General features: G+C 74.5%; 12 protein-coding genes. 4 read left to right on the top strand and 8 right to left on the bottom strand.

All coding sequences use genetic code 11. The features are described 5' to 3' along the window. Window positions 1-20 precede the first annotated feature (20 nt). Window positions 21-1,457 carry a helix-turn-helix domain-containing protein gene (locus ACFZP7_RS21520; RefSeq protein WP_385635277.1) on the top strand — a complete coding sequence of 479 codons (1,437 nt, stop codon included), beginning with the start codon at window positions 21-23 and terminating at the stop codon, window positions 1,455-1,457. A 162-nt stretch (window positions 1,458-1,619) separates the two neighbouring features. Here the strand turns inward: ACFZP7_RS21520 and sucD are convergent, their stop codons facing one another. From sucD to ACFZP7_RS21485, 7 genes are all read right to left on the bottom strand, one after another. After that, the gene (gene sucD / locus ACFZP7_RS21515; protein WP_019330006.1) at window positions 1,620-2,504 is read right to left on the bottom strand and encodes a succinate--CoA ligase subunit alpha; all 885 of its coding nucleotides are present in this window, start codon (window positions 2,502-2,504) and stop codon (window positions 1,620-1,622) included. 28 nt (window positions 2,505-2,532) lie between these two features. After that, window positions 2,533-3,714 (bottom strand): ADP-forming succinate--CoA ligase subunit beta, encoded by a 1,182-nt coding sequence (sucC, locus tag ACFZP7_RS21510; RefSeq protein WP_019330005.1) that lies wholly within the window; start codon window positions 3,712-3,714, stop codon window positions 2,533-2,535. A gap of 557 nt (window positions 3,715-4,271) precedes the next feature. Then, the gene (locus ACFZP7_RS21505) at window positions 4,272-5,363 is read right to left on the bottom strand and encodes a hypothetical protein (protein ID WP_385635275.1); all 1,092 of its coding nucleotides are present in this window, start codon (window positions 5,361-5,363) and stop codon (window positions 4,272-4,274) included. A gap of 257 nt (window positions 5,364-5,620) precedes the next feature. Then, window positions 5,621-6,682: a hypothetical protein gene (locus ACFZP7_RS21500; protein ID WP_385635273.1), complete on the bottom strand. Its 1,062-nt coding sequence runs from the start codon at window positions 6,680-6,682 to the stop codon at window positions 5,621-5,623. Between the two features lie 210 nt (window positions 6,683-6,892). Next, a complete protein-coding gene (locus tag ACFZP7_RS21495) occupies window positions 6,893-8,062 on the bottom strand; it encodes a VWA domain-containing protein (RefSeq protein WP_385630675.1) in 1,170 nt (389 codons plus the stop codon). Next, entirely contained in the window at window positions 8,059-10,584 is a 2,526-nt protein-coding gene (locus tag ACFZP7_RS21490; protein WP_385635271.1) for a DUF5682 family protein, read from the bottom strand. Before ACFZP7_RS21490 ends, ACFZP7_RS21495 begins: the two co-directional genes overlap by 4 nt. A gap of 102 nt (window positions 10,585-10,686) precedes the next feature. Then, window positions 10,687-11,838 (bottom strand): AAA family ATPase, encoded by a 1,152-nt coding sequence (locus ACFZP7_RS21485; RefSeq protein ID WP_385635269.1) that lies wholly within the window; start codon window positions 11,836-11,838, stop codon window positions 10,687-10,689. Window positions 11,839-11,969: 131 nt separating this feature from the next. On the opposite strand from ACFZP7_RS21485, the gene ACFZP7_RS21480 reads away from it, so the two are divergent. Together ACFZP7_RS21480 and ACFZP7_RS21475 are read left to right on the top strand one after the other, a co-directional pair. Then, complete coding sequence (locus ACFZP7_RS21480) at window positions 11,970-13,436, top strand: hypothetical protein (protein ID WP_385635267.1); 1,467 nt, start codon at window positions 11,970-11,972, stop codon at window positions 13,434-13,436. A gap of 30 nt (window positions 13,437-13,466) precedes the next feature. Next, window positions 13,467-15,095, top strand: coding sequence for a DUF5691 domain-containing protein (locus ACFZP7_RS21475; protein WP_385635265.1), 1,629 nt, complete (start codon window positions 13,467-13,469; stop codon window positions 15,093-15,095). A 186-nt stretch (window positions 15,096-15,281) separates the two neighbouring features. Here ACFZP7_RS21475 and ACFZP7_RS21470 read toward each other — a convergent pair whose 3' ends face one another. Next, window positions 15,282-15,698 carry a cobalamin B12-binding domain-containing protein gene (locus ACFZP7_RS21470; protein WP_019329998.1) on the bottom strand — a complete coding sequence of 139 codons (417 nt, stop codon included), beginning with the start codon at window positions 15,696-15,698 and terminating at the stop codon, window positions 15,282-15,284. A 444-nt stretch (window positions 15,699-16,142) separates the two neighbouring features. Between ACFZP7_RS21470 and ACFZP7_RS21465 the strand changes: the two genes are divergently transcribed. After that, the gene (locus ACFZP7_RS21465; protein ID WP_385635263.1) at window positions 16,143-17,126 is read left to right on the top strand and encodes an esterase/lipase family protein; all 984 of its coding nucleotides are present in this window, start codon (window positions 16,143-16,145) and stop codon (window positions 17,124-17,126) included. Window positions 17,127-17,166: the final 40 nt, after the last annotated feature.

The raw sequence follows: 17,166 nt of genomic DNA, 5'->3' as shown, positions 1-17,166 counted from the left end.
TTCGTACGAAGGGGCACCCTGTGACACGGAGCCCCGCATCCCCGCTCCCTCCCCCCAAGGCACGCCGACGCCTGCGTGAGTCCGCCGCGCTGACGCAGGCTCAGCTCGCGGCCCGGGTGGGTGTCACCCGCGACACGGTCCGTGCGTGGGAGTCCGGCCGCGGCACGCCGCGCGGCCGCAAACGGGAGGCGTACGCGAAGCTGCTGAACACGCTGGCCGAGGAGGCGGCGGCGCGGCGGGCGAGGCCGTCCCTCACGCCGGAACCCGAGACGGCACAGTCTCCGGTGCCCGTCTACGTGGCCGTGGGGCCCGGGACGCCGGGCACCGCCGACCGGGCCCCCGACAGCCTCGTCCTGCCCGCCGAGCCACTGGAGGAACGAGGCCGGCGGGAACAGGACGAGCCCACGGAACAAGAGGCATCGGCAGGAGAGGAACGACCGGAGGGAGCAGAGGGGGCAGAGGGAGCGGAGAGGGCTGAGGGATCGCGGGAACGGGGTGAGCCCGCGGGGCGGGGGGAGTCGGCAGGGCGGGGGGAGACGCCCCGGCGGGACGCGCCGTCGGAGCAGTCGGAGCGGCGGCCGGAGGCGGCGGAGCACCCGGACGCACCCACGCGACCGCACTCCGGACCGTCGGCCGGGGAGGCGGCGTCCGCACCGGGCGCCCTGACCCCCGCTCAGGCCTTCGACGCCCTGTACGAGTTCGGCGCCCCGGCCCTCGTCCGGCAGACCTACCTGCTCACCGGCCGCCGCGAGCTGGCCCGTGAGTCGGTGGAGCGGGCCTACCAGATCGCCTGGGAGAACTGGCCCGAGGTGGCCCGCGACCCGGACCCCGCGGGCTGGGTGCGGGCGGCGGCGTACGAGTACGCGCTCTCGCCCTGGCACCGCTTCCGGCTGCGCCACCGGCACCCCGAACCGCCGCCCGCCGACCCCGGCGACCGGACCCTGCTGAACACCCTGCTCAGACTCCCGCCGCCGCACCGCCGCACCCTCCTGCTGTACGACGGTGTGGGGCTGGACCTGCCCGAGACGGCGGCGGAGACGGAGGCGAGCACCCCCGCGGCGGCGAACCGGCTGATGCGGGCCCGTGAGGCCCTCGCCGACCGGCTGCCCGAACTGGCCGACCCGCAGGTGCTGCACCGGAGGCTGGCCGAGCTGGCCTCCGCGGAACGGCTGCGGGCCGCCCGACCGCCGACGGTGCGCCTGGGCAGCGAACGCAGGGCGCGCCACCTGACCCGGGCGGCGATCGCCTTCACGGTCGCCCTCATCGGGACGACGGCCCTGACCCTGCGCACCGCGCCGACGCACTACGAACCGCCCGTCTCCCCGGGCGAGACGGTGCGCGGGGTGCCGCCCAGGGTGGCGCCGGGATCGCTGTCGGACGAGCAGTTGGAGCTGCGGCAGAAGCTGCGGGACCAGATGCAGGACGGCCCGGAGCGGCTGACTCCGCTGGCCGAGTGAGACCGGTTTCGGCCCGGACGGTGCCGTCGTACGGGCGGGCCAGGACCGGACGACGCCACCGCCGTAAGCCACCGCCGTAAGCCGAGTGGGCCCGCTCCCTGACGGGAGCGGGCCCACTCGGTGTGGTGCTGTGCGCCGTGCGCTCGGCGCGTGTGCGGGCGCTCAGCCGGCCAGGATCTCCCGGGCCAGCTTCGCCGTCTCGGTCGGCGTCTTGCCGACCTTGACGCCGGCGGCCTCCAGGGCCTCCTTCTTCGCCTGGGCGGTGCCGGACGAACCGGAGACGATGGCGCCGGCGTGGCCCATGGTCTTGCCCTCGGGCGCGGTGAAGCCCGCGACGTAGCCGACGACCGGCTTGGTCACGTTGGCCTTGATGAAGTCGGCCGCGCGCTCCTCGGCGTCGCCGCCGATCTCGCCGATCATGACGATCAGGTCGGTCTCGGGGTCGGCCTCGAACGCGGCGAGCGCGTCGATGTGCGTGGTGCCGATGATCGGGTCGCCACCGATGCCGACGGCGGTCGAGAAGCCGATGTCGCGCAGCTCGTACATCATCTGGTACGTCAGCGTGCCGGACTTCGAGACCAGGCCGATGCGGCCCGGCTTGGTGATGTCGCCCGGGATGATGCCGACGTTGGACTGGCCCGGGGTGATGATGCCGGGGCAGTTCGGGCCGATGATGCGGGTCTTGTTGCCCTTCTTGCCCGCGTAGGCCCAGAAGGCGGCCGAGTCGTGCACGGCGATGCCCTCGGTGATCACGACGGCCAGCGGGATCTCGGCGTCGATGGCCTCGACGACGGCGTCCTTGGTGAACTTCTCCGGCACGAAGATGACGGAGACGTTGGCGCCGGTCTTCTCGATGGCCTCCTTGACGGTGCCGAAGACCGGTACCTCGGTGCCGTCGAAGTCCACGGACTGACCCGCCTTGCGCGGGTTCACGCCGCCCACGACGTTGGTGCCGTCGCCGAGCATGAGCTTGGTGTGCTTCATGCCGGTGGCGCCGGTCATGCCCTGGACGATGACCTTGCTGTCCTTGTTGAGCCAGATAGCCATGGTGTGTTGGTGTCCTCGTCCTGAGTGCTTACTTGGCGGCGTGGGCCAGCTCGGCGGCCTTGTCGGCCGCGCCGTCCATGGTGTCGACGCGCTGGACCAGCGGGTGGTTGGCGTCGGTGAGGATCTTGCGGCCCAGCTCGGCGTTGTTGCCGTCGAGGCGGACGACGAGCGGCTTCTCGACCTTCTCGCCGCGGTCCTCGAGGAGCTTCAGCGCCTGGACGATGCCGTTGGCGACCTCGTCGCAGGCGGTGATGCCGCCGAACACGTTGACGAACACGGAGCGGACGTCCGGGTCGCCGAGGATGATCTCCAGGCCGTTCGCCATGACCTGGGCGGAGGCACCGCCACCGATGTCCAGGAAGTTGGCGGGCTTGACGTTGCCGTGCTTCTCACCGGCGTACGCGACGACGTCGAGGGTGCTCATGACGAGACCCGCGCCGTTGCCGATGATGCCGACCTCGCCGTCGAGCTTGACGTAGTTGAGGTTCTTCTCCTTGGCGGCGGCCTCGAGCGGGTTGGCCGCGGCCTTGTCGTGGAGAGCCTCGAAGTCGGGGTGACGGAACTCGGCGTTGTCGTCCAGCGACACCTTGCCGTCGAGGGCGATGACGTCGCCGGAGGCGACCTTGGCCAGCGGGTTGACCTCGACCAGGAGGGCGTCCTCCTTGATGAAGGTGTCCCACAGCTTGACCAGGATGTCGGCGACCTTGTCGGCGACCTCGGCCGGGAACTTCGCGGCCTCGACGATCTCGCGCGCCTTCTCGGGCGTCACACCGTCGATCGCGTCGATCGGGGTCTTGGCGACGGCCTCCGGACGGGTGGCCGCCACCTCCTCGATCTCCACGCCGCCCTCGACGGAGGCGATGGAGAGGAAGGTGCGGTTGGCACGGTCGAGGAGGAAGGAGACGTAGTACTCCTCGACGATCTCGGGGGCGGTCTCGGCGATCATCACCTTGTGGACCGTGTGGCCCTTGATGTCCATCCCGAGGATGTCCGTCGCGCGGGCGACGGCCTCGTCCGCCGAGGCGGCCAGCTTCACGCCACCGGCCTTGCCGCGGCCACCGACCTTCACCTGGGCCTTGACGACGGACTTGCCGCCCAGACGCTCGGTGATCTCGCGCGCCGCCTCAGGCGTGTCGATGACTTCACCGGCCAGCACCGGTACATCGTGCTTGGCGAAGAGGTCCCTCGCCTGGTACTCGAACAGGTCCACGCGCTTCCGTCCCTATCAGTGATCTCGCGGTTCGTTGGATGCGTGGGCGTGCCGCGAAGGGCAACGTGACGTCCGCCGTGAGTCACAAGGGAGGCGCACACGGTGTCCGAGCGCGCGGCATGTCCGTCTCGCAGGTTATCGCCGCTTGCGGGGGGTCTCTAAATCGTGAGTCACACCTGAGCGGTGATGCCTGTCACATGATGCCGCGCTCACTGGCACGCGGTGCCGGGTGTGAGGGGGCACGGAGACGACGGCGGGGCTCCGGTGAGCGTCCCGCGAGCACCCGGTCGGCGAGGGAGGGCCCCACCGGGCTGGGGTTGACCCGGTGGGGCCCGTGGAACGCCCCGGAGGCCCGCACGGAGGCGGGCGTCCGGGGTGCGGGCGGCCGGTCCCCACCCCAATGGGGACCGGCCGGCCCGGTCCGCGGAGTGGCGGCCGGACGGGGACCGACGGCTTTCGGCCCGGCCGTCCGGGGCCGCGCGCTCCGCGAAGCCCGTGGTTCGCAACCGGTACCCGGCCCGGGTCCGTGGCTCGAGGACCCGGGCCGGGTGCCGGTGTCAGACGCCGTAGGGGTTGCCCAGCGCGCCGTAGGCGCCGTCCTGGACGTCCAGGACGTCCTGGGCGTAGGAGGGGGTGACGGAGCGGGCGAGGTGCTCCGCGCCGGTGACCGCGTTGTCCGCCGCCCGGGTCTCCTGGACGGTGCCGGTCAGGTCCCGCGCGAAGGGGGCGGTCTGCCCCGTGACGCCGTGCGCGAAGGGGGCCGCCTCGGCGGCGACGCCGTACGCCAGCGTCGTCGTGCTGTCGCCGACGCCGCCGGCGACCGGCCGCACCGTGTCGGTCACGGCCTCGACGACCGGCCGCACGGCTCCGTCGACGCCCTCGGCGAACGCCCCGACGTGTCCGGTCACGCCCTGCGCGAGCGGCGGCACGGTCCCGACGACCCCGTCCGCGAAGGGACGCACGTCGCCCACGACGCCGTCGGCCAGCGCGCCCGCGTCCCGGACGGCCTGTCCGGCGACGGGCACGGCGCCGTCCACGGCGGTGTTCGCGACCGGCGGCAGAACGGCGTCCCGAGTGTCGCCGGTGGCCTCACCGGCGAGCCCGGCGGCGTACGGCCGGGCGTCCGCGACGGCTGCCTCCACGATCGGCACGGCTCCGGACACGGCCTGCCCGGCGACGGGCGGGGTGACCGCGTCGGTCGTCTCCCGCACGGACTCCTGTGCGGACTCCTGTACGGCGGTCCCGGTCCGGTCGAGGTCCGGGGCGAAGGCGGAGAGGGGGCCGAAGAGGTAGTCGATGTCGCCGGTGGTCGCCTCCGTCACGGGGGCCGCGTCCGGGACCGGGGCGGTGTCGAGGGCCGGGACGACGTCGGTGTCGGAGGCGGAGGCGGGGTCCGTGACCGAGGCCGCGACGGAGGCCGGGGCCACGTCCGTCGCGAGGCCGGCGTCGGCGACCGTGGCGGTGACGGCGGTGGTGGCAGCGGTGTCGGCCACGGTGACGGCGGGGGCGGCGGCCGTGTCGGTCACGACGTCGGGGACGGACACCGGGGCGGCGGGCAGTTCGTCGGCACTGGCCACGGCGGAGCCCAGTGCCCAGGCGCCGGTGACGCCGGCGGTGATGACCAGGGAACGGCGGATGTTCTTGTTCATGGGTACGTCAGGTCCTTCGATGAGCTTGAAGCTGGGGACATTTCCGGTTTCCGGGCGCCTGGCCGGTGTCGCGCCACCGCGGTCGCCGCTGCGGGCGGACCGTGCACCGGTGACGCGGAACGGCGGCCGGCGCGGTCCGTCCGGAGACTCGTCCGCTACGTCGTCGGAGGACGTGGACGTGGACGTGGAGTGTCCCGGACGGCGGGCAGACCTCTCCGCCCCCGCACGGCGGGTCTGCGGCGGAGGGAGGAACGGCCCTAGGCGGGAGAGACGGGAATGTCCCGGTACCGGTCCCGCGTCCCCGCCGCCTCGGCGCGCGCGAGGGCGCCGGGGACGAGTCGGAACGCGATCCGGTGATGCGGGGTGACCGCGTGTGCGTCACCGTGCCGCGGGGTGCCGTGATCGGCGCCGGCTCCGGTGCCCAGCGAGCCGTCCGGGTCACCGGTGGGTGCCTGGCGGGCGGGGTCCGGGGTGGCCGCGGCGGGCGCGGGCGCGGTGCGGTCGACGGCTACGTGTGTCGTCGACCGTGTGCCGGACGCGCCGGGCAGCGGACCGTAGGCGACGGTCGCCGGGCCCGTGGCCGCCCGGGTGCGGTCTGCTTCGGGGGTGGCTCCGGAGGGTGCGGCGCCCGGTGCGGTTTCGGGCGCGGCGGGCAGGGCCGGGTGCGTGCTCGGCGGCGGGGTCTGCGGGAGCGTGCCGGTGGGCACCAGCCGGCCGGGCAGCCCGGTCAGGTCGGAGGGGGACGTCAGCCCGGAGGGGACCGGCAGGCCGGACGGGGCCGTCAGGCCGGGCGAACGGGGCAGGCCGGGCGAACAGGGCAGGGCGGGCGGGTCGGTCAGCGCTTCGAGCGGCGGAACCTCCGCCCGCGCGACCGCCCCGAGCCCGTCCGTCACCTTCTCCACCACGTCGGCGACCGGACGCACGACCCGGGTCTCCACGGGCCGTACGACACCCTCGGCCAGGCCCTCGGCCACGGGACGCAGCCCAAGTCCGGACCCGCCCGCCTCGGCCTCTCGAACGGCCGGGGAGTCCTGACCGCCACGGTCGCCTTCCGGCCCCTGAGGGGAGGCCGACGGTTTCCGGACTGCTGTGGCTGAGGCCGCCGGTTCCTCACGTGAGTGCTCCGGGGCGACGGCGACGACCTGCCCGGTGACGTCCCTCGGAGACGGAACGCCCTCGGCGGCCTGTGCCCGCTCTCCGCAGAGCACCCCCAGCACGAACACTCCGCTCATCAGCAGCATCACGTGCAGCGCACGCCGCCCCGCCGCCGTGCGCACGACGCGCCAGGCGGTCTCGGGCACAACTGCTGACCAGGTCAAGGGGGAGCGATTCCTCCGTGCGGCGGGACGGTTCGCGCGCGACGTCCGGCACACCGGGCCACGCCGGCATCGAACAGCGCATCGAACGGCACATCGATACGACGCGCGATCCTCGCACGGACCTCCGTGGGTCACGCAAGCCTGTCTCCGCCGACGACCAGTCATGTCGGTTTTGACGGAAGGAATCGGACCGCCCGGGTCGACATGTCGTCATCCGGCCTCGGGTATCGGCAGCGCCCGCTTCTCGATCGCCGCCGCCATCACCTCCGGGAACAGCTCGGGCGTGCAGGCGAAGGCCGGCGCGCCCAGCTCGGCGAGTGCCGCCGCGTGCTCACGGTCGTACGCCGGCGCCCCCTCGTCCGACAGGGCCAGCAGCGTCACGAACCGCACCCCGGCCGCCTGCATCGCGGCGACCCGCTTGAGCATCTCGTTCCGTATGCCGCCCTCGTACAGGTCGCTGATCAGCACCACCACCGTCTCCGTGGGCCGGGTGATCTGCGACTGGCAGTACGCCAGCGCGCGGTTGATGTCCGTGCCGCCGCCGAGGCGCGTGCCGAACAGCACGTCGACGGGGTCGTCGAGCCGGTCGGTGAGGTCGGCCACCGCCGTGTCGAAGACGACGAGCCGGGTGCTGATCGACCGCAGGGACGCGAGCACCGCCGCGAACACGGAGGCGTAGACGACGGACGCCGCCATCGAGCCCGACTGGTCGACGCAGAGGACGACGTCCTTCTTCACCCCACGCGACGCGCGGCCGTGGCCGATCAGCCGCTCCGGCACGACCGTCCGGTACTCGGGGAGGTAGTGCTTGAGGTTGGCCGCGATGGTGCGGTCCCAGTCGATGTCGTGGTGGCGGGGCCGGCTGACCCGGGCACCGCGGTCGAGGGCTCCGGTGAGGGTGGCCCGGGTGCGGTCGGCGAGCCGCCGCTCCAGGTCCTCGACCACCTTGCGCACGACGGCGCGCGCGGTCTCCCTGGTCCGGTCCGGCATCGCGTGGTGGAGGGAGAGGAGCGTGCCGACGAGGTGCACGTCCGCCTCCACGGCCTCGAGCATCTCCGGCTCCAGCAGGAGTGTGGCCAGGCCCAGCCGGTCGATCGCGTCCCGCTGCATGACCTGGACGACGGACGAGGGGAAGTAGGTCCGGATGTCACCGAGCCAGCGGGCCACGGCCGGCGCGGAGGCTCCCAGTCCCCCGGCCCGCTCCCGTCCCGTCCGCGGTGCCGCCCCCTTGCCGTAGAGCGCGGTCAGTGCCCCGTCCATCGCGGCGTCGGGTCCGGAGAGGGCGCAGCCGGTGCCGTCGGCCTGGTCGCCGCCGAGCACCAGTCGCCACCGCCGCAGCCGCTCCTGCGCCGCCTCGGCGTCCACGGGCTTCGTCGTCATGCGTCCACTCCCACCGGGTCGTCGGCTTCCGCACGCGCGGGCAGGCCGAGGAGCAGCCCGATCACCGGCAGCACCGCGTCGGCCCGCCCGGCGTCGAGATCGGTCGCGAATCCGGGTGTGCGGGGCCCGGCGGCCGCACGCTCCCGCCCTTCGGGCCCACGCCTGATCAACTCGCCGATGCCGCGGCGGGCTCCCGGCTCGTACGCCGAGAACGTGCGCCGCAACAGCGGCAGTACGTCCGTGAACGCCTCCGCCGGTACCCCGGTCAGCCAGGCGTCGACCAGGGCGAGCAGCCGTTCGTCGTGCAGGAGCAGCAGGCCGCCGCCCGGACCACCGCCGAGGAAGCCCTCGATCCAGGCCGCGGCGTCCGCCGGCCGTGTCCCCGGGGACAGCACCAGCCCCATCAGTCGCGCCGCCTCGTCCGGCGCGAGCGCGCCGTCGTCCAGCAGCAGCCGAACGGCACGCCCCCGGATCACCCCGGGCACCGTGTCCCGCCCGCACAGCACCCGCAGCACGCCCCGCCAACGGCCGCGCAGGTCGCTCCGGCCGGCACCGAGACGGTGACCGGAAGCGTCGCCGAGCAGCCCCACCGCGCCGTGTACGGCGTCCACGTGCCGCCGCATCTCCTCGGCCGCGTCGGCGTCCAGGGCGGCGCAGGCCGGGGGGAGGCCGACGAAGACGCGTTCGGCGAGGCCCGCGGCGACCCCGGCCAGCGCGTCGGCGCCCGTGCCGCGCACATCGCCGTAGCGCAGCGCGCGGACGAGGGCGGGAAGGGCCTGGGCGAGGTGGCCGACGTCCGTGTCGAGCGCCGCGCGGTCGGCGAGTATCCGCGTCACCGGGTGGAGCGCGTCCGGCAACTCGGCCAGCAGGCAGCGCTCGGCGAGCGCGGTGACCTCGGCGAGGGTCCGGGCGGCGACGGCGTCCGCCTCCGCCTTGGCGGTCGCGGCGGCGAGCACCGTCGTGCCCCACACCCCGGCTTCGGCGACCCGCACCGACAGCTCCGGCTCCCACCGCAGCCGCCACGTCTCGCGGAACGTCCCCGTGCTGCCCCGTGAGACGGCGGGCTCCCCCCAGCCGATCCCGAGCAACCGCAAGCGGTGCAGCAGTCTGCTCCGGCCCGCGTCGGTCTCCTTGCGCAGGTCCAGCTCCAGCTCCCGCTCCGCCGCCTCCGGCTTCAGCCGCAACCGCCGCTGCGCCCTGGTGAGGTCCCGCTGCAACGGCACCGCGGGCGCCCCGGCGGGCACCCGGCCCAGTACGTCGCCCACGACCAGCCGGTCGCGCACCAGGGCCAGGGGGACGTCGGAGCCCTCGCACATCACCGCCCGTACGGCCTCCGTCGTCTCGCTCAGCCCCGGCAGCGGACGGCCGCGCAGCGCCGCGAGGGTCTCCGCCAGCCGCACCGCCTCGATGACGTGCGCCGAGGAGACGAGCCGGCCCTCCGCCCGCAGCAGCTCGGCCACCCTGGTCAGCCACCGCTCCACGGGCCGGTCCGGCGCGCTGAACAAGTGTCCGTACCACCCCGGTGACTCGATACCCGCTCCGTACCCGCCGGCCCGGGACAGCCTGCGGTGGGTCCAGGGCACCCAGGTCATGTCCACCTTGATCCGGGGCAGCCCCTTCACGAGCGCCCGGTCGGCGCTGACGGCGGCCCTGCGGCGGAGCGCCGGCACGTGCCAGGCCCCGCAGACCACGGCGACCCGGTCGCACTCGCGCTCCGCCTCCCGCACCCGGAGCCGCATGTACGCCTCCCGTACGAGGTCCCGGTCGCGCCCGCCGGGCTCCTCGGTCTCCCGCAGCGCCGCCATGGCCTCCTCGAGTGCCGCGAACGGTGCGAGCACGTCCCCCGCCCCCTCGGTGGTGACTCCCCGGTGCTCGACGACGTCCTCCCACCACAGCTCCGGATCGTCGTGGCCGGCCGCCCCGGCGAGCACGGCGAGCGGGTCGTCCCGGACGGCGGCCGAGGCACCGCCGGGCTCGTCCCCCCGGTCCCCCCGGTCCCCCCGGTCCCCCCGGGCTTCCTCCCCCGTGTCCCGCTCGCCCGAGGCCGATTCCCCCGGACCACCCGAGCCCGAATCCCCCGATCCGCCCGGCTCCGTGCGCCCGTCCGGTCCACCCCCTGCCTGCCACGCCAGGGTGTGCGTGGCGGGCAGGTCGATGAAGCGGGCCGGCACGCCGTGCTCCAGGGCCCAGCGGAGCGCCACCCACTCCGGGGAGAACTCGGCCAGCGGCCAGAAGGCCGAGCGGCCGGGTTCGTCCACGGCGTGGGCGAGGAGCGCGACGGGCGGCCGCATGTCCGCGTCCGCGGCCAGTGCGACGAGGGCGTCGGCCTCGGGCGGCCCCTCGATCAGCACGATGCCCGGCCGGACCGCCTCCAGCGCCGCACGGACCGCCCGAGCCGATCCCGGGCCGTGGTGCCGCACCCCCAGCAGAAGGGGCCCGCCGCCGGTCGCCGCCGTCCCGCCGGCCCCCTGGCCTCCGGGTGCGCCCGGTCGTCCGCTCCCGAGGGTGTCAGTACCCGCCACGCCGTCCCCCTCGCCTCCGGGCCCAGGACGAGTCCTCGTCGTCCGTGGGGCCGCCCGGCGCCGCGACGACCGTCCACGTCCCCTCCCACGTCCGCGTGCGGGTCATGCGCTCACCTCCCGGCACGCCCGGTAGAAGTCCGTCCAGCCGTCGCGTTCACGGACGACCGTCTCCAGGTACTCCTGCCAGACGACGCGGTCGGCGGCCGGATCACGGAGGACCGCGCCGAGGACGCCCGCGGCGACGTCGCCGGGCCGCAGCACCCCGTCCCCGAAGTGGGCGGCCAGTGCCAGGCCGTTGGTGACGACGGAGATGGCCTCGGCGGTGGACAGCGTGCCGCTGGGCGACTTCACCTTCGTGCGCCCGTCGCTCGTCAGTCCGTCGCGCAACTCCCGGAAGACGGTGACGACTCGGCGGATCTCGTCGATGCCGCCCGGCGCCGCCGGCAGGTCGAGGGAGCGGCCGATCTGGTCGACACGGCGCGAGACGATCTCGACCTCGGCCTCCGTGGTCTCGGGCAGCGGCAGCACCACCGTGTTGAAACGCCGGCGCAGGGCGCTGGAGAGGTCGTTGACCCCGCGGTCGCGGTCGTTGGCGGTGGCGATCAGGTTGAACCCCCGGACCGCCTGCACCTCCTGGCCCAACTCCGGTATCGGCAGGGTCTTTTCCGACAGGATCGTGATCAGCGCGTCCTGCACGTCGGCGGGCATACGGGTCAGCTCCTCCACCCGGGCCGTCGTCCCGTCCGCCATGGCCCGCATGACGGGGCTGGGCACCAGGGCGTCGCGGCTGGGGCCGTGGGCCAGGAGCCGCGCGTAGTTCCAGCCGTAGCGGACGGCCTCCTCGGGGGTGCCCGCCGTGCCCTGCACCAGCAGGGTCGAGTCGCCGCTGACGGCCGCGGCCAGGTGCTCGGACATCCAGGTCTTCGCGGTGCCGGGCACGCCGAGCAGGAGCAGGGCACGGTCGGTGGCGAGCGTGCTGACGGCCACCTCGACGATGCGGCGCGGGCCCACGTACTTGGGAGAGATCTCCGTCCCGTCGGGCAGGGTGCCACCGAGCAGATAGGTGGCGACCGCCCACGGCGACAGCTTCCAGCGGGGCGGACGCGGTCGGTCGTCCTGCGCGGCCAGCGCGGCCAGCTCGGCCGCGAACGCCTCCTCGGCGTGCGGCCGCAAGGCGTCCGCGCCGGACACCGGGCGCGACGCGCCCCCGTCCCGGCTCGGGTCGACGGTCGTCGTCGCCACGGACACAGGCATGGCTGATTCCCCCTCCAGCTCGGCCGGTTCGATCTGCCGTCCACGGTGCACCACGCCACTGACAATCGCTCTGACCTGCGGAAATGAACGACCGGACTCGATTGTCAGTGGTGGGATCTACCTTCGATGGCATGACTCAGCAGGGGGTGCGCTGGACCGCGGACCAGGTGCTGGCACTGGCACCTGACGCGGCCTCACGCGAAGCGGCCGGCAGGCTCGCCACAGCCGGTCCGTGGTCGGAGGTGGGGAGCACCGACGGGGGGACGGTGTGGGGAGTGTGCCGAGGCGGTGGCGGTGGCGGCGGACCGTACCGGACGGTCGTCGACGTCGCGGACGCGTCCGGGCCCGCGTGCACGTGTGGTTGCCCCAGCCTCAGGTGTCCGTGCAAGCACGCGCTCGGACTGTTGCTGCTGTGGGCGGGCGGAGACGGCGCGGTCCCGGAGGGCGAACCGCCGGCCTGGGCGGAGCGGTGGGTCACCCGACGACGGGAGGACGCGGAGGCGGAGACGGCGGCCGGGGCGGACACCTCTGAGACGGAGGCGGCCGGGACGGAGGCGGTTGAGACGGAGACCGCTGAGACGGGGGCGGCCGGGGCGGAGGCGGCGACCGGGACGGCGGGGGACCCGTCCGGCTCCGTCCCGCGCACCCGTGATCCGGTGGCCGCCCGGCGCCGCGCGGAGCGGCGGGCCGAGCGGATCACCGCGGGCGCGACGGAGCTGGAGCAACGGCTGGCCGACCTGCTGCGCGGCGGCCTGGCCGAGGTGGAGCAGACGGGATACGCGTGGTGGGAGGAGACGGCGGCCCGGATGGTCGACGCCCAGGCCCCGGGCCTCGCCTCGCGTGTACGGGAACTGGGTTCCACAGCGTCCTCGGGACCCGACTGGCCGGTCCGGCTGCTGGAGGAGTGCGCACTGCTCCACCTGCTCGACCAGGGCTGGCTGCGGCGCGACCGGCTGCCGGAGGACCTGGCGGCGACGGTCCGCACCCGCGTCGGCCTGCCGGCGACGGCGGACGGTCCGGCGGTCCGGGACCAATGGCTGATCCTCGCCCAGTACGACAGCGTGGACGCCCGGCTGACGACCCGTCGCGTCTGGCTGTACGGCACGGAGACGGGCCGCACCGCGCTGCTCCTCTCCTACGGCGCCGCGGGCCGGGCCCCGGAGCTGACGCTGCCCGTCGGACTGAGTCTGGACGCGGAGCTGTCGACGTATCCGGGGGGCGGCCGGCGGCGAGCGGCACTGGGCAAACGGTTCGCGCCGCCCGCGCCCGTGGAGATACGGCCGAAGGGCGTCACGCCATCCCAGGCGCTCGCCCGTTACGGCAGGGCCCTGCGTGACGATCCCTGGCTGGAGTCCGTGCCGGTGACGCTGGAACAGGTCGTCCCGGTGCCGGACGGCGACTCCTGGCAACTGGCGGACGCGTCCGGGGAAACGGCGCTGCCGCTCACCCCGGCCTTCGGCAACCGAGCGGGCCTGTGGCGCCTCGTCGCCCTGTCCGGCGGAGTGCCCGTCCAGGTCTTCGGCGAGTGCGGCCACCGGGGGTTCACGCCCCTGACCGCCTGGTCGGCCGGACCGGGACAGGCCGTGTCCCTGACCTGACCCCACGCGACGGAACCGGAGGGAAACCGCATGACCAGGACACCCGCCACCGAGCCGATCACCGTGCCGCCCGAGTCGGGACTCTGGGACGACCTCGTCACCTCCGCGCTGCTCGGGACGGACCGGCGTACTCCCCCGGTGGGCGCGCACGGAAGGCACGCACCGGCGGCGCTGCTGGACGCCGCGGCCGCCGAGACCGTCCGCAGACGCGCCGGGCTCCGCCCGGCTCCCGCCGCCCGGCTCCCGGAACCGGCTCCGGAGGACCCCCGCCCGCCCCTGCCCACCGCGGCCGCCCACCGGCTCACGACCCTGCTCACCGACCGGCCCGGCACGGCGGGCGGGCGTCGGGGCACCGCGCCCGACCTGATGGAGCTGCTGCCCCAGTGGCTGGCCGCGGCCAACGCCCATGGGTACGCGGCGCCGCCCCAGATGGTCCCGGCCCTGCTGGACGCGGCACGGGGACGTACGGACCTGCGTCCGGCGGCGCTGGCCTTCGCCGGTCCGCGCGCCCTGTGGCTGGCCCGTCTCAACCCGGACTGGCGGTTCGCCCTGCGCGCGACGCCGGGCGGCGGGAGCGCGGCGCCCGGCCCGGACGAGACGGAGCGGGTGCGGCGGCTGTGGGACGAGGGCCTGTTCGCCGAGCGGGTGGCGCTGCTGACGTCGCTGCGCGCCCGGGACCCGGGGGCAGCCCGCGCGCTGCTGACCTCGACGTGGGCGACGGAGCGGGCCGAGGACCGGCTGATGTTCCTCGACTCGTTGCGGACGGGACTGGAGCCGGCGGACGAGCCCTTCCTCGAACAGGCGTTGACCGACCGCAGCCGCAACGTACGGGCGACCGCCGCGGAGTTGCTGTCGGCTCTGCCGGAATCGGCGCTCGCCGCACGGATGGCGGCGCGTGCGGCGACCTGCGTGTCCCTCGACCGCGCGTCGGACCCACCGGTGATCACCGTGGAGGCACCGCACGAGTGCGACGCGGCCATGGAGCGGGACGGCGTCGCGCCCCACCCGCCCTCCGGACGTGGTGAACGCGCATGGTGGCTGGGCCAGTTGGTGGAAGCCGCTCCGCTCGGCACCTGGCCGGCCCGGCTCGGCGGCCGGACACCCGAGGAGATCGTCGCCCTGCCCGTGGCGGACGACTGGCACGCGGACCTGCAAGCGGCGTGGTGCCGGGCCGCCGTGCGGCAACGGGACGCCGCGTGGGCGAGGGCGCTGCTGGGACCGCCCACGGCGCCCGAGGCCGGCGGGCCGGGGGCGGTCTCCCTGGCCGAACGGGCCAAACTCCTCGGCACGCTGCGCGCCGTCGAACGGGCCGAGTGGGTGGCCGGGTTCATCGCGACGCACGGCCTGTCGGAGGCCTTCCAGCTGCTCGGGATGTGCGCCGTGCCGTGGGCCCCGCCGCTCGGGCGTGCGGTGGTCGACGCGCTCAACATCGCCCGGGACGCCGGGAGCTACCCATGGAGCTTCAGCGGGGTCATGGGGCTGGCCGAGCGCTGCCTAGACCCCTCGGAGGCGGGACGCCTGGACGGCCTGCTGGCGATACCGGACGAACCGGAGGACGCGTCACCGGGGGCCGGCGGTTACTGGGCGGAGGCGTTCCAACGGCTCGTGACGACCCTGCGGCTGCGTGCGGCGATGACCGAGGAGCTGGAAGCGGTGTAGCGGACGGTCACGATGCGGTCGCCGTGCGGACCCAGCGGGCTCGCGCTCGGGCCGGTACGCGGACCGGACCGGACCGCGGCACTCCACTGCCGCGGCGCCGCATCGCTCCACCGGCCCGTCGCACCGCGCACCTCAGCGCGCCGTCGTCCCCCGGGCCCGTCGCTGCCCGCTCCGTGGGGCGGTCGGCTACGCCCCCGCCGGCTCGCGCACGTTCGCCCGCACCCAGTCCACGATCGACGCCGTCGTCGCGCCCGGGGTGAAGATCTCCGCGACGCCCTTCTCCTTCAGCGGGGCGATGTCCGCCTCGGGGATGATGCCGCCGCCGAAGACCAGGATGTCCGCCGCGTCCCGCTCCTTGAGCAGTTCGATCACGGCGGCGAAGAGCGTGTTGTGGGCACCGGAGAGGATGGACAGCCCGATCGCGTCGGCGTCCTCCTGGATCGCGGTGTCCACGATCTGCTCCGGTGTCTGATGGAGCCCGGTGTAGATGACCTCCATACCGGCGTCGCGCAGCGCCCGCGCGATCACCTTGGCCCCGCGATCGTGGCCGTCGAGCCCCGGCTTGGCCACCACCACGCGGATCGGACCGGCTGCCACACCCATCACTGCCTCCATGAAGCGACTACATCCATCCGTACCGACAAGTACCGCACATGTCACCGGCGCGGACACCCCGCACCACGTCGTCCGGGGAAGTGAACGAACGTTATCGCCAGCATCCCGCAACCGGCAGTTTCGCGGTGGATACAGAGGGGGAAATCACACGGTGGGACACGTCCGCCACGCACCGTTCCCGGGGCGCGGCGGCCACACGCGTACGGAGAGCCGCAGCGGGGCAGGGCCGGGACGGCAGCAGGACCTCGTCGTCGTATCACCGACACCACAGGACTCACCGAGCACGGCAAGCACAGCAAGCCTGTGTGTCACTTTCGGCGCATCCATTCAGGCATACCTCGCAAACATCACCGATCACTGGTGTCGCGCCTCTCCAATGAGGGCACACGGGGGACAGAGGCGTTCCCGCGCGTGCCGACAGGAGGTCGGCCCATGAAGGTCACCACGGCAGCACTGCCCCTTCTCCCGGTCTGTCAGCGTCTCCTGCCCGCCCTGCCGGCACTGCCGGGACTCTCCGGCCTCCCCGGTGTGCCGGGGCTGCCGGGGCTGTCGGGGCTGTCGGGGCTGGCGGCCCTCCCTGGCCGGCTGACCGGTCTCTCCATGAACCTCCTGAAGGCCAGCGCCCTCGAGGTCGCGATCCTCGCCGGGCACCTTCTGCTGTATCCGTCGGGGATCGTGCAGGAGCGCCGCTCCGCCTGCGCCCTCCCGTCCCCGGCGCCGCCCGACGCCGGGACCTCGCCCCCCGCGCCCCGGCTCCCCACGAGCGCCAAGCCCCCCGTCGTCCTGCTGCACGGTTTCATCGACAACCGTTCGGTCTTCCTGCTCCTGCGCCGCAGCCTGGCCCAGCACGGCAGGCAGCAGGTCGAGTCACTGAACTACTCCCCTCTGACCTGCGACATCCGCACCGCGGCCGAGTTGCTCGGCCGGCACATCGAGGAGATCTGTGAGCGGACGGGCAGCGACCGGGTCGACGTCGTCGGGCACAGCCTCGGCGGACTGATCGGGCGGTACTACGTGCAGCGCCTCGGCGGGGACCTGCGCGTCCGGACGCTGGTGACCCTGGGCACCCCGCACGCCGGGACCCGCGTGGTCCCGCTGGCCAACGCGCACCCCATCGTGCGCCAGATGCGCCCCGGCTCGGCGGTCATCGAGGAGCTGACCCGGCCGTCACCCGGTTGCCGTACCCGGTTCGTCAGCTTCTGGAGCGACCTGGACCGCGTGATGGACCCGCTCGAGACGGCCTGTCTGGACCACCCGGACCTGACCGTGCGGAACGTCCGGGTGAGCGGCATCGGGCACCTGGCCCTGCCCGTGCACCCCGCGGTGGCCACCGGCATCCGCGAGGCCCTGGACACCGTGGAACCGGAGGCGGACACCGGGACGGGCGGACGGGCCGGCGGCCTCACGGTCGCCTGAGCCCTCAGCGCCCCGGCCCCCCGAGCGCCCCGCTCCCCCG

Source organism: Streptomyces sp. SudanB5_2050 (assembly GCF_964272335.1).
GTDB lineage: Bacteria > Actinomycetota > Actinomycetes > Streptomycetales > Streptomycetaceae > Streptomyces > Streptomyces rochei.
This window is presented reverse-complemented; position numbering and strand designations above follow the sequence as displayed.